Source organism: Kineosporia babensis, assembly GCF_021129305.1.
GTDB lineage: Bacteria > Actinomycetota > Actinomycetes > Actinomycetales > Kineosporiaceae > Kineosporia > Kineosporia babensis.
Window position 1 is genome coordinate 63,652 of the sequence record NZ_JAJOMB010000017.1, and the last position, 14,056, is coordinate 77,707.

A 14,056-nucleotide genomic window follows, 5' to 3' on the forward strand; every position below is an offset into this window, starting at 1 on the left:
TGAGGCAGACTGCCGGTACTGACCGGTTGACGCCGGGTAGCCTGATCTGTCAGGGAGGGGGCGGGGATGAAGAACACTGGTTGGCACGAGGCGAGGCTGATCCCGACCACGGGCATCACCTCACAGGTGGAGCAGGAGCGCCGGGCGAGCGCGGTGCTGCTGGCCACCATGACCGCGGTGGAGCGGTTCGGGCGGGCTCTGACCGAGCCGCTCGGGGCGCCGGAGGGGCGGATCACGACGTTCGTCGAAGTGCCCTTCTCCACGGGCGATTCCGAGCACCTGCCGCACGGGGTGATCGAGGTGACGGCGGACGAGACGAGCTGGCGGGCCCTGGTCGAGGTGAGCACCGGCCCCCGCCCGCTGCGCGGTTCCCGGCTGGAGGCCTGCCTCGACCTGGCCGCCGGGCACGGGATCGACGCGCTGCTGACGATCAGCAACGAGGTCCCGCCGGTGGCTGGGCAGCACCCCACGCCGGTGGCCAAGGAGAAGCTGGGCCTGGTCTCGATGATCCACTTCCCGTGGAGCAAGATCGTGGCCGAGGCCGTGGTGGAGCGGGAGGAGAACCCCGACGAAGACCCGGTGGCGGTGTGGGTTCTCGGCGAGCTGATCCACTACCTGGAGCACCCGCGTTCGGGGGCCCTGCTGTTCGAGGTGCCCGAGGACGCCCCGACCACGCACCTGCCGCGGATCGCCGGCCGGCTCGAGGGCCCGGTGGCCGAGGTACCGGCCCCACGCGGCCCGGCCCGCCGGGAGATCCGGATCGCCCTGCGCGACGACTTCGAGGCCGAGCCCCCGGACCAGCCCGGTTGGTACCGCGACCAGAACGGCCTGAACCACCTGAGCAGCCCGAGCGAAGAGGACGACCTGGACGCAGGCCGGCTGCGCTGGTGGGACGGCTCGACCTGGACCGGGCACGTCTACGATCTGCCGCCGGCCCCGGCGGGCGCCGAGGCCGAGAACGCTAGCTGAGGTCCACCTCCAGGCGGTCACGGAGTTCGGTGAGCGAGATGCCGTACGTCTCGCGCACCCGAACTCCGTCCGCCTCGATCTCGAACACCGCGCACTCGGTGTACACCCGGTTCACGCAACGCCGACCGGTCAGCGGATAACCGCACTCGGGCACCAGTTTCGGCCGACCGTCCCGGGTGAACAGGCTCATCATCACGAACACCTGCTTGGCCCCGATCGCCAGGTCCATCGCCCCGCCCACCGCCGGGATCGCGCCGGGCTCGCCGGTGTGCCAGTTGGCCAGATCGCCGCGGGCCGAGACCTGGAAGGCACCGAGCACACACACGTCCAGGTGCCCGCCGCGCATCATGGCGAAGCTGTCGGCGTGGTGGAAGTAGGCGGCCCCGGGCGGCTCGGTCACCGCGATCTTGCCCGCGTTGATCAGATCCGGATCGATTTCCTCGCCCACCGCGGCCCGGCCCATGCCCAGCATGCCGTTCTCGGTGTGCAGCACCACCCCGCTCTCCGGGTGGAGGTTATCGGCCACCGTGGTGGGCTGCCCGATACCGAGATTCACGTAGGCCCCGGCCGGGATGTCCCGAGCCACCGCAGCCGCCAGCTCGTCCTTGCTCAGCCCCATCAGACCGTCACCAGCCGATCCACGAAAATGCCCGGCGTGACCACCGCTTCCGGATCGATCGCGCCCGCCTCGAGAATCTGACCGACCTGCGCCACCGTGATCCTTGCGGCGGTGGCCATCACCGGGCCGAAGTTGCGGGCGGTCTTGCGGTAGACCAGGTTGCCCATCCGATCGGCCCGGTGCGCCTTGATCAGCGCCACGTCTGCGCGAATCGGATACTCCAGCAGGTAATCCCGGCCGTCGATGGTGCGCTGTTCCTTGCCCTCGGCCAGCGCTGTACCCACCCCGGTAGGACAGAAGAACGCACCGATCCCGGCCCCGGCCGCCCGTAGCCGCTCAGCCAGATTGCCCTGCGGGACCACCTCGAGCTCGATCCGGCCGGACCGGTACAGCTCGTCGAACACGTAGGAGTCGCTCTGGCGGGGGAACGAGCAGATCACCTTGCGCACCCGCCCGGCGGCCAGCAACGCGGCCAGGCCGAAGTCCCCGTTCCCGGCGTTGTTGCTGACCACGGTCAACTCGCGCGGGCCGCTGCGGCGCAGGGCGTCGATCAGCTCGACCGGCTGCCCGGCCGAGCCGAAGCCGCCGATCGCAACCGTTGCCCCGTCGGCGATACCGGCCACGGCCTGATCGGGGTCGGGGTACTCGGTGGCCGTCATTGCACGTTCTCCAGCACCACGGCCAAGGCCTGCCCGACGCCGATGCAGATCGCCGCGACACCCCAGCGTTCGCCCCGCTCGGCCAGGATCGCGGCCAGCGTGCCGACCAGCCGGCCGCCCGAGGCACCGAGCGGATGACCGATCGCGATCGCCCCGCCGCGCAGGTTCACGATCTCCGGGTCCACATCCCAGGCGTCGATACAGGCCAGCGCCTGCACCGCGAAGGCCTCGTTGAGCTCGACCGCCCCGACGTCGGACCACCCGATACCGGCCCGCTTCAAGGCCTTTTCGGCGGCCACCACCGGTGCGTACCCGAACATCTGCGGCTCGCAGGCATGAGCGGCCCGGCCGGCAATCCGGGCCTGCGGCACCAGGCCGATCCGGTCGGACCCGACCAGCACCGCGCTGGCACCGTCGTTCAGCGGCGAGGCGTTGGCCGCGGTGATCGTGCCGCCGGGCCGGAACACCGGCTTCAGCGAGGCCAGCTTCTCCAGGCTGGACGAGGCGCGGATGCCTTCGTCCCGGGCCAGCTCCCCCACCGGCGTGACCAGCTCGTCGTAGAAGCCCTCGTCCCAGGCCTGCTGGGCCAGCCGGTGCGAGCGCAGGGCGAACTCGTCCTGGCGTTCCCGGCTGATCGAGAACCGTTCCTGCAGCTGCTCGTTCGCCTCGCCGAGCGAGACCGTCCACTCGGCCGGCAGCTTCTGGTTGACCAGCCGCCAGCCCAGCGTGGTCGAGACCAGCGTGGCGTCGCGCGCCGGTACCGGTTTCATCATCACCCAGGGCGCCCGGGTCATCGACTCCACGCCGCCTGCGACCACCATCTCGGCGTCGCCGGTCTCGATCGAACGGGAGGCCAGCATCACCGCGTCCAGCCCGGAGCCGCACAGCCGGTTCACCGTCACGGCCGGCACCGAGACCGGTAGCCCGGCCAGCAGCCCGGCCATCCGGGCCACGTTGCGGGTGTCCTCACCGGCGCCGTTGGCGTTGCCCAGCACGATCTCGTCCACCCGGGCGCCGTCCACCCCGGCGAGCACGTCGCCGACCACCTGAGCGGCCAGATCGTCGGGCCGGACCTCGGCCAGAGCCCCGTTGAAGCGGCCGAACGGCGTGCGCCGGGTCCGGTAGATGTACGCGGCGGGCATCCTCGACCTCCGGTGTTCGCTGATCGAACGCTCGTGCGTCCTGAGAACAGCGTAGGCCGCGACATCCGACCCGACTACGCCCGAGGCGTCCCGGCTTGTGAAGACACACACGTTCCCGGAACCCCACCGGCGGCGCGAAGCACGGCAGAGTTCTGCGCAGATACGTCCCTGCGATGACCATGGGTGCTCTCGTGACCGAAGTGAAGATCGACCTTCTCGACGAACCGGACGGCCGTTACCGCCTCAGTGCCCGGATCGCCGGCGTCACCTACCTCACCGACCGTTTCGCGCTGCTGACCACCGGTCTGCGGTTCGACTACTCGCAGCTCCTGGCGCACGAGGCCGCGCTGATCCTGGCGGCCCGGCCGAGCGCCGACAGCCCGGAATTCGAGTACACCACCCGCACCCGGTACGAGCGGGCCCTGGAGGAGTTCCGCCCCGGCGCCGCCGAGCACACCCCGGCCCAGCTGCCCGAGTGGATGCAGATCGACGCCGTGGTCCAGGTCGGAGTCGATCAGGGCTGGGTCAAGGGCTTCACCGACAGCCGCGACGAGGTGATGGTCTACCTGCGCCCGAACGGCCTGAGCCTGCACCGCCCGGAGGACGTCACGCACGTTCCGCAGCCCGCGGCCGACCTGCTGGAATGGATCGAGGCCGAAAAGGCCGACCTGCGTACCCAGAGCTGGCGCGGACTCCGGCAGCGCTCCAGCGGGGTCCGGGTGTACCGGCTGGACACCGAGGCCGGGGCCACTGCCGAGGGACTGGTGCCCCGCTCCGACCTGAGCGACCCGCAGATCGTCGACATCGACCTGTGGACCGGGCTGGGCGAGGGCCGGACCGGCGCCGCCGACTACCGCGACGACCTGCCCGAGCAGCACACCCTGACCCTGCACACCCCCGACGGCCAGGTCCACCGCAGCAGCTTCGCCGGATCCAGCCAGATCCACGCCCGGGCCACCGCCCTGCTGCTGGACGCCTTCCCGGATCCGCAGAGCCCGCTGCCGGCCTGGCGGCTGCGTACCGACGAGGACCGCCTGCTCGAGCAGCAGCTGCGTGAGCTGGGCTGGGACGGTGATCACCCGGAGCCGGCCACCGGCACGGTGGTGCGCACTCCCGACCAGCAGTTCGGACGGGTGGGGTACCTGCGGACGTCGGAACTGGTGGCGGTGATTCACGTGGATCAAAGCCTGAGGCTGTTCCGCCCGGACGAGCTGGAGCCCTACCAGCCGACCGAGGAGGAACAGGCCGGCCTGGCCGAGCTGGACGCCCGGATCCGGCAGGACACCCGGGCCCGGGCCGAGCGGGAGGCCGGGTCGATCCGGCTCATCGACCGCGCAGCGACGCCAGATCTGTATTGATCTCGCGGGCGCACTCCAGCAACGGCCCGAGCAGTTGCGCACGAATCTCGGGAACGCTGCGCCGGGTGGTGGTCGAGACGTTGACCGCGGCCACCACCCGGCCGTCGGCGTCGCGTACCGGTGCGGCGATCGAACGCAGGCCGGGCTCGAGCTCCTCGTCGACCAGGCACCACCCCTGGTCGCGAACCCGCTCCAGCTCGGCCCGCAGCTCTTCCCCGTCCACAATTGTTCGAGCCGTAAGCCCCACCAGCTCTACCCGCGAGACATACTCGGCCGCCCACTCAGCCGGCTGACCCGCTAGCAGTACCCGTCCCATCGACGTCGCGTAGGCGGGGAACCGCGTCCCTAATCCGATCGCCACCGACATGATCCGGCGCCGCTCCACCCGCGCTACGTAGACGATCTCGTCGCCGTCCAGCTCGGACAGCGAGCTGGACTCATCGCAGGCCGCCGTCAGGTCGGACAGGTGCGGCCGGGCCAGCGCCGGCAACGACGAGGAAGCCAGATAAGCACCGCCCAACTCGAGCAACCGAGGGGTCAGCGAGAAGCGACCGTCGCGCAGCCGCACGTACCCCAGATCCTCCAGCGTGTGCAGGATCCGCCGGGCGGTGGCGCGCGAGGTACCGGAGCGCCGGGCCACGTCGGACAGGCTCAGGTCGGCGTGCTCGGCGTCGAAGCATTTGATCACCGCCAGACCCCGGGTCAGGGACTGCAGGCTCTCGGCCCGCGTACCAGGGTCCGTGCTCATGACCGGGCAGCCTACGCTGCAGGTATGAAGGTCATGGACGATCCCGACGACTACGTCAGACCGGCCCCGACCCTCCGGCAGCAACGGTGGGACCTGGCCACCGGCCTGATGCTCGCCGCCTCCACGGTGCTGAGCACGTTCCTGGCCCGGAGCATCTCCAGCGGGGACGACGACCCGCTCAAGATCTCGGTGACCGAGGCCGTGCTCTGGTCGCTGGCGGTTTCGCTGCCGCTGTGCCTGCGCCGGCGCTACCCGGTCGCGGTGCTGCTGACCGTGTCGGTGGCCTTCATCGGCATGCAGTCGCGGGCCATCATCGAGGGCACGATGAGCTCGATCGCCCTGTTCAGCGCGCTCTACACGGTAGGTGCCTGGAGCCGGGAGCGACGGATCGGCACCGTGGTGCGGATTCTGGTCGTGGTGGCGATGTTCTGCTGGCTGTTCTACGCGATCAGCGCCACTTTCTGGGCCGAGAGCGAGGGGGCATTCGGCGACGAGCCGCACGGTGGGCCGATCCCGCCGGAGATCGCGGCCGTGCTCTACAGCACGCTCTTCAACATGCTGTTCTTCGCCGCCGCCTGGTACTTCGGTGACGCCTCGTGGAACCGGGCCCGGCAGGAGGAGCAACTGCAGCAGCGCACCCTGGAACTGGCCCGCGAGCGAGACGAAAGTGCCCGCCGCGCAGTGCTGGCCGAGCGGGTCCGGATCGCCCGGGAACTGCACGACGTGGTCGCCCACCACGTCAGCCTGATGGGGGTCCAGGCCGGGGCGGCCCGCCGGGTGCTGGACCGCGATCCCGAGCTCACCCGCCAAACCCTGGGCGTGATCGAGGATTCCGGTCGCACGGCGGTCGAGGAGATGCGTCGACTGCTCGTCGTGCTGCGCGACACCGAGACCGACGAGACCAAGGCCACCACCCCGTCCCCTGGTGTTGACGCCCTGGAACAACTGCTGGAGCACCCCGCGAACCCCGGCCTGGCAACGCAGTTCACGGTGATCGGCGAGCCGGTTCCGCTCACTGCGGCCGTGAGCGTGTCGGTCTACCGGATCGCTCAGGAAGCCCTGACCAACGCACTCAAGCACGCCGGGGCGTCCCGAATTGACGCTCGGCTACGGTATCTCGAGCAAGCGGTGGAGCTGGAACTGGTGGACAACGGACGCGGGGTAGCACTGCCCGGCAGTCGGGGTTCCGGTCTGGGCCAGGTGGGGATGCGGGAACGAGTGGAACTGCACGGCGGCACCCTGGAGATCGGCCCCCGGCCGGACGGCGGATATCGGGTTCGCGCGCGGATTCCGCTGGTACGACAGGTAGTTTCGGAGACGGTCGAGAAGACGGCGGTGAAGTGAGTGATGGACGAAGAGACGCCGCAGCCCCCGATCCGGGTAATGCTGGCCGACGACCAGGAGCTGATGCGGGCGGGATTCCGGATGATCTTGTCCACCGAGCCCGGGCTGGAGGTGGTGGGCGAGGCCTCGAACGGGGCCGAGGCGATCGCCCGGGCGGCCCGGTACCAGCCGGACGTGATCCTGATGGACGTGCAGATGCCGGGCACCGACGGGCTCACCGCCACCCGCGAGATCACCCAGAACTCGACGGCCAAGGTGGTCATCCTGACCACCTTCGACCGGGAGGACTACCTGTTCGAGGCGCTGCAGGCCGGGGCGGCCGGGTTCCTGCTGAAGAACGCCACTCCGGAGGACCTGATCAACGCGATCCGGATCGTGGTCCGCGGCGATGCGATGCTGGCGCCCGAACTCACCCGGCGGCTGCTGGACCGGTTCGCGGTGCGTTCCGGCGTGGTGCAGCGGCCCGACCTGCTCGATCAGCTGACCGAGCGGGAGTGGGACATCCTGCGGCTGCTGGCCACCGGCTCGAGCAATGCGGAGATGGCCAAGCAGCTGTTCGTCGGCGAGGCCACGGTGAAGACGCACGTGTCGCGGATCCTGGCCAAGCTCGGGTTGCGGGACCGGATCCAGGCGGTGGTGTTCGCCTACGAGACGGGTGTGGTGACTCCCGGAGACCAACCGCGCTGACAAACGTCCTCTGTTTGAGGACGTTGTGCGCGCGTCGGGTGCAGATCCGTCGCCAGGATGACGGTCGGGTTCCGTCGCGCGCCGGACGTGCGGTGATCGTCCTGCGGCATAGCTTCTAGGGGTCAGGAGAACTCCTCACCAACAGGAGCGCGGATCATGCTTGAGCTGGACGGCATCAGTCGTTCGTTCGACGGTCGCCGGGTTCTGGACGGCATCTCGTTCAGCGTCGAGCCGGGCCGGCTGACCGGTTTCGTCGGATCGAACGGCGCCGGCAAGACCACCACGATGCGGATCATCCTCGGTGTGCTGGCCCCGGACTCCGGAGCCGTGCGCTGGAAGGGCCAGACCGCCGACCGGGAGGCCCGCCGGCACTTCGGGTACATGCCCGAGGAGCGTGGGCTGTATCCCAAGATGAACCCGCTCGACCAGCTGGTCTTCCTGGCCCGGCTGCACGGGGTGGGCGCGGCCGAGGCCCGCCGCAAGGCCGCCGAACTGCTCGAGCAGCTCGGCCTGGGCGAGCGGATGAAGGACAAGCTGGAGTCGCTGTCGCTGGGTAACCAGCAGCGGGTGCAGGTGGCCGCGGCGCTGATCCACGACCCGGTGCTGCTGGTGCTGGACGAGCCGTTCAGCGGCCTGGACCCGATCACCGTGGACACGATGACCGCGATCCTGCGCACCAGCGCGGCCGGTGGGGTGCCGGTGCTGTTCTCCAGCCACCAGCTCGACCTGGTCGAGCGGATCTGCGACGACCTGGTGATCGTGGCCGGCGGCGGCGTGGTCGCCCGGGGCACGGTCAGCGAGCTGCGGCACGAGCGGGCCGGGGCCCGGTTCCGGCTGGTGCTCGGTGAGGACGCGGGCTGGCTGCGCGATGTGCCCGGTCTTGAGGTGCTCGACGTGGACGGCCGCCAGGCGCTGGTCGAACTGCCCGACGTCTCGCACGACCAGCAGTTGCTGGCCACCGCGATGCAGCGCGGCGCGGTGCACGAATTCAGCCGGGTGATCCCGGCCCTGGCCGACATCTACCGGGAGGTGGCCAAGTGAACCAGTCCGGCACCGAGATGATCCGGCTGATCGCCGGACGCGAGATGAGCACGAAGCTGCGGGACAAGGCCTTCATCATCTCCAGCCTGGTGATGCTGGCCCTGGTGGCGCTGAGCATCATCATCCCGGCCCTGTTCCTGGGCGGGGACGACCACCCGAAGTACCGCCTCGCGGTGTCCGGTTCCTCCGCCGGTCAGATCGCCGAGGTGGCCCGCCAGAACGGCGCCGACGCGATCAAGGCCGACGAGGTCGACGACGACAACCTCCTGACCCGCAGCGGCGAGACCGGCCTACCGGCGGCCGAGCTGACCTTGGTGGAGGCCGATACCGCAGACGCGGCCACCGACCTGGTGCGCACCGAGAGCGCGGACGCGGCGCTGGTCGAAAAGGCCGACGGCACGCTGGAGATCGTCGGCGGCAGTTCGGTGGACGGTGACCTGAGCACGCTGATCAGCCTTTCCTTCCAGTCCGCGCAGACCCAGGCCGTGCTGCAGGAGGCCGGGGTGCCGGCCGAGGCGATCACCGCGCTGCAGGAGATCGCGCCCCCGTCGGAGCGGCTGCTGGAGGGGACGAGCGAGAACGAGGGTGTGGCCATGGTGCTGAGCCTCGCCTTCGCTCTGCTGTTCTACTTCACCGCCCTCACCTTCGGCCTGACCATTGCCCAGAGCGTGGTCGAGGAGAAGCAGAGCCGGGTGATCGAGATCCTGGTGGCGGCCACCCCGGTGCGGATCCTGCTGGCCGGAAAGGTGCTGGGCAACGGCATTCTGGCGCTCGGTCAAGTGGCCCTGCTGCTGGCGATCGGCCTGGCCACCGCCAGCGCGACCGGGCAGAGCGAGGCCGCCGGCCTGCTGCTGAGCTCCGGGGGCTGGTTCCTGCTCTTCTTCGCCCTGGGCTTCCTGATGCTGGCCTGCGTCTGGGCCGCCTCCGGAGCCCTGGCCGCCCGGCAGGAGGATCTGCAGTCCACCACGATGCCGCTGCAGCTGGTGCTGGCCGTGCCGTTCTTCGCCGCTATCTACATCACCGACCCCGGTACCCCGCTGAAAATCCTTTCCTACGTGCCGTTCACGTCGCCGCTGAGCATGCCGCGCCGGCTGATGATCGGGGACGCGGCGTGGTGGGAGGCGCTGATCTCGCTGGGGATCATCGCGGCCACCGGGGCGCTGCTGATCACCTTCGCCGCCCGGCTGTACGAGGGCTCGCTGCTGCGCACCAGCACCAAGACCTCGATCGCGGCGGCCTGGAAGAAGGAGAAGCAGCCCGCCCTGCGCTGAGCTTCGATTGAGGGGCCCGTCACCGATCGTGGTGGCGGGCCCTTCTGCATGCCCGGTTCTGTCACCGGCGCGGCAAGATCTTGCAGCGCCCCGGAAAGTCCTTGCGCAAGGGTTTGGGCACGTCAGAGCGGTGTGAAGACCGTCACCGATTCTTATGTCCGGACAGGTTCACAACACCTGTCCGGACAGGTAACGTGAAGAAAACCCCGCGGACAACGACGTTCCGGTTACGGCTCGTAGTTGTTCTCCTTTGCCCTGCCTCCCGGCAGGTGGGGCGGGCCGGCCGGACGCTGTCGATGCCGAGAAGTGCAGATCCGCGCAGATCGATGAAGAACCGTGCAGAGCCGTGCAACCCGGCGCTATTCCACGAGGAAAGGCAGTCCCCGTGACCATGACCGAAACCTTGGCCGAAGCCCCCACCACGCACCCGCAGATGCTGGCCTGGGTGGCCGAGACGGCCGCGCTGACCACGCCCGACCGGGTGGTCTGGATCGACGGTTCGGCCGGGCAGCACCAGCAGTTGATCGATGAGCTGGTGGCCGCAGGCACTTTCGTGAAGCTGGCCAAGAAGCCCAACTCGTACTGGTGCGCCTCGGACCCGACCGACGTGGCCCGGGTCGAGGACCGCACCTTCATCTGCTCGGTGGACGAGGCGGACGCCGGCCCGACCAACAACTGGATGGACCCGGGCGAGATGCGGGCCATCATGAAGGACCTGTACCGCGGCTGCATGAAGGGCCGCACGATGTACGTGATCCCCTTCGTGATGGGCCATCTCGATGCCGAAAAGCCGATGTTCGGGGTGGAGATCACCGACTCGCCGTACGTGGTGGTCTCGATGAACGTGATGGCCAAGACCGGCACCCGGGTGCTCGAGAAGATGGGTGAGACGGCCGACTACGTGCCGGCCATGCACTCGATCGGCGCCCCGCTCGAGCCCGGGCAGGCGGATGTGGCCTGGCCCTGCAACGACACCAAGTACATCGTGCAGTTCCCCGAGGCCCGCGAGATCCAGTCGTTCGGCTCCGGTTACGGCGGAAACGCACTGCTGGGCAAGAAGTGTTACTCGCTGCGGATCGCCTCGGTGATGGCTCGCGACGAGGGCTGGCTGGCCGAGCACATGCTGATCCTGAAGCTGACCTCTCCCACCGGCACGGTGAAGTACATCGCGGCAGCCTTCCCCAGCGCCTGCGGCAAGACCAACCTGGCCATGCTGGAGCCGACGATCCCGGGCTGGAAGGTCGAGACCCTGGGCGACGACATCGCCTGGATGCGGTTCGGCAAGGACGGCCGGCTGTGGGCCACCAACCCCGAGAACGGCCTGTTCGGCGTGGCTCCGGGCACCGGCTGGGACACCAACCCCAACGCCATGCGGGCGATCGACGCGGGCGGCTCGGTGTTCACCAACGTGGCGCTGACCGACGACGGTGACGTGTGGTGGGAGGGCATGACGCCCGAGGCGCCGGCGCATCTGACCGACTGGCACGGCAACGACTGGACGCCCTCCTCCGGAACGCTGTCGTCGCACCCGAACTCGCGCTTCTGCACACCGATCCGCAACTGCCCGATCCTGGCCCCGGAGTACGACGACCCGCAGGGCGTACCGATCTCGGCGATCCTCTTCGGCGGCCGCCGCAAGACCACCATCCCGCTGGTGACCGAGTCGCGGGACTGGACCCACGGCACGTTCATGGGCGCGACCCTTTCGTCGGAGACGACCGCGGCGGCGACCGGTGCGGTCGGCGTGGTGCGGCGCGACCCGATGGCCATGCTGCCGTTCATCGGCTACAACGCCGGCGACTACTTCCAGCACTGGATCGACGTGGGTAAGGGCGCCGACGCCGACAAGCTGCCGAAGATCTTCTACGTCAACTGGTTCCGGCGCGACGCCGACGGTGGCTTCCTCTGGCCGGGCTTCGGTGAGAACAGCCGGGTGCTGAAGTGGGTGGTGGACCGTCTGGAGGGCAACGCGGCCGCGGTCGAGACCCCGATCGGGCACGTTCCGGCGCCCGGATCACTCGATCTGGAAGGACTTTCGCTCTCCGAGGCCGAACTGGCCCAGGCCGTGCACGTCGACGCGGAGGAGTGGAAGGCCGAGATCCCGCTGATCCAGGAGTGGTTCGACAAGATCGGTGAGAAAACGCCGACCTCGCTGCTCACCGAGCTGGACGGGCTGAAGGCCCGGCTGGGCCTGTAACAAGGCTCATTCGTAGAGGACGTAGCCGGGGCGCGGCTTGAGCTTGAGCACCTGCTCGGGGGTCATCAGCTTGCCGTGTTCCCGGTCCTCCTCGAAGAACAGCTTGAACCCGGTGTGGATCCCCTCGGGCAGCGGCTTGACCAGGGTGCGCCAGGTGTCTTCCTTGTCCTTACGGGCGCCGATGCCGTCCACGCTGATCACGAAGGCCAGATTCTTGCGGGGGCGCAGCTCGGGCACGTCGCTGATGATCCGCGAGGCCAGCTGGTGCACGATGAAAGGCTTCTGCGGCAGCTGTTTCTCGGCCACGAACTCGTCCAGCCAGAGCGAGACCTGGTTCAGCTCGGCCGCACTGGTATGCCCGTAGACCCGCCCGGGCGTCTCCTTCTTGCCCACCGCCCACTCCGGGTCCAGGGCCAGACCCACGTCGGGCTCCTCCAGCCAGCGGCTCATCGCCTTGACCTCGGTGAGGAAGTCGGCCCGGCCGGGCTGGATATTCAGCAGGAGCAGCGCCTTGTTCTGGCGGGCCACCTTCAGGTAGCGCCCGATCTCGGCGTCGCTGGTACGGGCCCGGTGCATCTTGTCCTTGCCCGGCGAGGCCTGCACCACGGTGGCGATCAGCTCGAGCACCGGCTGGGCCTCGCGGCCGTCGCCGTCGTACTTCTTGCCCAGCTTCTCGATCTCGTCGACCCGGGCCTGCATGTCGCCGACTCCGAGCCGGCCGAAGGCCTCGGCCGCGCCGCCGGAGTAGCCCACCAGGCGGTAGCGGGGGAAGAGTTCGGTGCCGCCGCGGGGGAGTTCCTGGGTGGCAGTTGCGCTGGGGTCGGCCGGGTTGCTTGAGGACGCTTGCGGGCTCGCCTCAGTGCCGTCCGTGTCTGTTCCCTGCGTGCCCTGCGCGCTGGCGCTGGGCGCGGTGCTCGGGTCGGTGTTCGTATCGGCGTTCGGGCTGGCGTTCGGGTCGGCCGAGGGTTCTTGGCTGGGCTGGCTCTCCGGGCTCCCCTGATCGGCCGGGCCCGCTTGGGTGGCCGGGCTCTCCTGAGCCTGCGGTCCTGCGATCTCGGCCGAGCCGTCTCCGCAGCCGGCGGCCACCAGACAGGCCGACACGGCCAGCCCCACCCCCAGCGCCAGGTTCCGGTTCACCTTCGGCCGAGCGGGACGCATAAGGGAGCACCTCCGGATGCTGTGACTCGATCGTGACTTACGACCCTGCCGCCCCATCCGACCACGAGGCCGACTAAGCGCGCATCCCGGACCACCCACTCGGCCGAACGGGTGCATTCACCATCCCCCGAACCGACCACAACCTCACCTCAAGCCCACCGCAAGCCCGCCCCCGGTCATCCCGGTTCCGACTCACCACCCACCCGTTGTTCCCATCCCCACCGGAACGACCGCTAGCTCAATCGGCCCCGCTTCCAGGCCAGCCACTGCTCATCTTGAGTCCATTTCGAGCCCAACGAGGCACCGCTCGAGCCATCCCCAGCCCCCCAAGGCCCCAACTCGCACCCATGGCAAACCCGCACCGCACCGCCGAGCCCCTACAGCTCACACCGCCGGTAAACCCGCTCCAGCACGCCCCGGCCAGCTCGTGAACCTGGTCCTATCTCCGCCAAGGCACCGCCCCGAACGCCTACAACCACCTCAGTCCACTGCAGCCCCCGACCTCCAACTGCCTCACGCCCCCACTCCCTGCCCACCGCCGGCCGTTGAGGGCAAAACGAAAAGGGCCCTGTGACCAGCTTGATCGCTGGCCGCAGGGCCCTTTCGGACCGCGGAGGCGGCGAGATTTGAACTCGCGATGGGGAATAACCCCCAAACCCGCTTAGCAGGCGGGCGCCATAGACCGGACTAGGCGACGCCTCCCCGTGATGCGGCAAGGCTACCGGTCGAGCCCGGTCCGGGGCAAAGCCGATACTCGGGCGCGCCGTGTCGAGGCGGATTCGGACGCCCGATCGGGGTGAATCACCCAGGACCGGGTAGCCAACACAGCCAAGAGCTTTATTGTTAGCTCCAGGTCGGATTCG

General features: G+C 69.3%; 12 protein-coding genes and 1 tRNA gene. 7 read left to right on the forward strand and 6 right to left on the reverse strand.

Annotated features, from left to right (window positions below; translation table 11 throughout):
* Positions 1–66 precede the first annotated feature (66 nt).
* Entirely contained in the window at positions 67–969 is a 903-nt protein-coding gene (locus LR394_RS27000; protein WP_231447195.1) for a DUF2510 domain-containing protein, read from the forward strand.
* Here the strand turns inward: LR394_RS27000 and LR394_RS27005 are convergent.
* From LR394_RS27005 to LR394_RS27015, 3 genes are read right to left on the reverse strand one after another with little or no spacing between them, the layout of a single operon-like run.
* Positions 962–1,588 carry a 3-oxoacid CoA-transferase subunit B gene (locus tag LR394_RS27005; protein WP_231447197.1) on the reverse strand — a complete coding sequence of 209 codons (627 nt, stop codon included), beginning with the start codon at positions 1,586–1,588 and terminating at the stop codon, positions 962–964. The two genes, LR394_RS27000 and LR394_RS27005, sit on opposite strands and share 8 nt — an antisense overlap.
* Positions 1,588–2,247, reverse strand: coding sequence for a 3-oxoacid CoA-transferase subunit A (locus tag LR394_RS27010; protein WP_231447199.1), 660 nt, complete (start codon positions 2,245–2,247; stop codon positions 1,588–1,590). Before LR394_RS27010 ends, LR394_RS27005 begins: the two co-directional genes overlap by 1 nt.
* On the reverse strand, positions 2,244–3,389 hold the full coding sequence (locus tag LR394_RS27015) for a thiolase family protein (protein WP_231447201.1): 1,146 nt from the start codon (positions 3,387–3,389) through the stop codon (positions 2,244–2,246). Before LR394_RS27015 ends, LR394_RS27010 begins: the two co-directional genes overlap by 4 nt.
* A 191-nt stretch (positions 3,390–3,580) precedes the next feature.
* Here LR394_RS27015 and LR394_RS27020 point away from each other — a divergent pair, with 191 nt between their 5' ends.
* Positions 3,581–4,747 (forward strand): hypothetical protein, encoded by a 1,167-nt coding sequence (locus tag LR394_RS27020; protein ID WP_231447203.1) that lies wholly within the window; start codon positions 3,581–3,583, stop codon positions 4,745–4,747.
* Here LR394_RS27020 and LR394_RS27025 read toward each other — a convergent pair.
* Positions 4,713–5,495, reverse strand: coding sequence for an IclR family transcriptional regulator domain-containing protein (locus LR394_RS27025; protein WP_231447206.1), 783 nt, complete (start codon positions 5,493–5,495; stop codon positions 4,713–4,715). The genes LR394_RS27020 and LR394_RS27025 overlap by 35 nt on opposite strands.
* A 24-nt stretch (positions 5,496–5,519) precedes the next feature.
* Here LR394_RS27025 and LR394_RS27030 point away from each other — a divergent pair, with 24 nt between their 5' ends.
* The 5 genes from LR394_RS27030 (at position 5,520) to LR394_RS27050 (ending at position 12,035) form a co-directional block, all read left to right on the forward strand.
* Entirely contained in the window at positions 5,520–6,839 is a 1,320-nt protein-coding gene (locus tag LR394_RS27030) for a sensor histidine kinase (RefSeq protein WP_231447208.1), read from the forward strand.
* A 3-nt stretch (positions 6,840–6,842) separates the two neighbouring features.
* Positions 6,843–7,526 (forward strand): response regulator, encoded by a 684-nt coding sequence (locus LR394_RS27035; protein WP_231447210.1) that lies wholly within the window; start codon positions 6,843–6,845, stop codon positions 7,524–7,526.
* Positions 7,527–7,682: 156 nt separating this feature from the next.
* Complete coding sequence (locus LR394_RS27040) at positions 7,683–8,567, forward strand: ABC transporter ATP-binding protein (RefSeq protein ID WP_231447212.1); 885 nt, start codon at positions 7,683–7,685, stop codon at positions 8,565–8,567.
* Positions 8,564–9,838, forward strand: coding sequence for an ABC transporter permease (locus LR394_RS27045; RefSeq protein WP_231447214.1), 1,275 nt, complete (start codon positions 8,564–8,566; stop codon positions 9,836–9,838). Before LR394_RS27040 ends, LR394_RS27045 begins: the two co-directional genes overlap by 4 nt.
* 391 nt (positions 9,839–10,229) lie before the next feature.
* Positions 10,230–12,035 carry a phosphoenolpyruvate carboxykinase (GTP) gene (locus LR394_RS27050; RefSeq protein ID WP_231447462.1) on the forward strand — a complete coding sequence of 602 codons (1,806 nt, stop codon included), beginning with the start codon at positions 10,230–10,232 and terminating at the stop codon, positions 12,033–12,035.
* Between the two features lie 6 nt (positions 12,036–12,041).
* Here the strand turns inward: LR394_RS27050 and LR394_RS27055 are convergent, their stop codons facing one another.
* Positions 12,042–13,193: a RodZ family helix-turn-helix domain-containing protein gene (locus tag LR394_RS27055; RefSeq protein ID WP_231447217.1), complete on the reverse strand. Its 1,152-nt coding sequence runs from the start codon at positions 13,191–13,193 to the stop codon at positions 12,042–12,044.
* A 611-nt stretch (positions 13,194–13,804) separates the two neighbouring features.
* A tRNA-Ser gene (locus LR394_RS27060) sits at positions 13,805–13,895 on the reverse strand.
* Between the last annotated feature and the right edge of the window lie 161 nt (positions 13,896–14,056).

What these genes read in the sequence shown, in the direction of transcription:
- LR394_RS27040 (WP_231447212.1), top strand. Translation starts at nt 7,683, where the DNA reads ATGCTTGAGCTGGACGGCATCAGTCGTTCGTTCGACGGTCGCCGGGTT.
- LR394_RS27015 (WP_231447201.1), bottom strand. Translation starts at nt 3,389, where the DNA reads ATGCCCGCCGCGTACATCTACCGGACCCGGCGCACGCCGTTCGGCCGC.
- LR394_RS27035 (WP_231447210.1), top strand. Translation starts at nt 6,843, where the DNA reads ATGGACGAAGAGACGCCGCAGCCCCCGATCCGGGTAATGCTGGCCGAC.
- LR394_RS27030 (WP_231447208.1), top strand. Translation starts at nt 5,520, where the DNA reads ATGAAGGTCATGGACGATCCCGACGACTACGTCAGACCGGCCCCGACC.
- LR394_RS27005 (WP_231447197.1), bottom strand. Translation starts at nt 1,588, where the DNA reads ATGGGGCTGAGCAAGGACGAGCTGGCGGCTGCGGTGGCTCGGGACATC.
- LR394_RS27010 (WP_231447199.1), bottom strand. Translation starts at nt 2,247, where the DNA reads ATGACGGCCACCGAGTACCCCGACCCCGATCAGGCCGTGGCCGGTATC.
- LR394_RS27000 (WP_231447195.1), top strand. Translation starts at nt 67, where the DNA reads ATGAAGAACACTGGTTGGCACGAGGCGAGGCTGATCCCGACCACGGGC.
- LR394_RS27025 (WP_231447206.1), bottom strand. Translation starts at nt 5,495, where the DNA reads ATGAGCACGGACCCTGGTACGCGGGCCGAGAGCCTGCAGTCCCTGACC.
- LR394_RS27050 (WP_231447462.1), top strand. Translation starts at nt 10,230, where the DNA reads ATGACCGAAACCTTGGCCGAAGCCCCCACCACGCACCCGCAGATGCTG.
- LR394_RS27055 (WP_231447217.1), bottom strand. Translation starts at nt 13,193, where the DNA reads ATGCGTCCCGCTCGGCCGAAGGTGAACCGGAACCTGGCGCTGGGGGTG.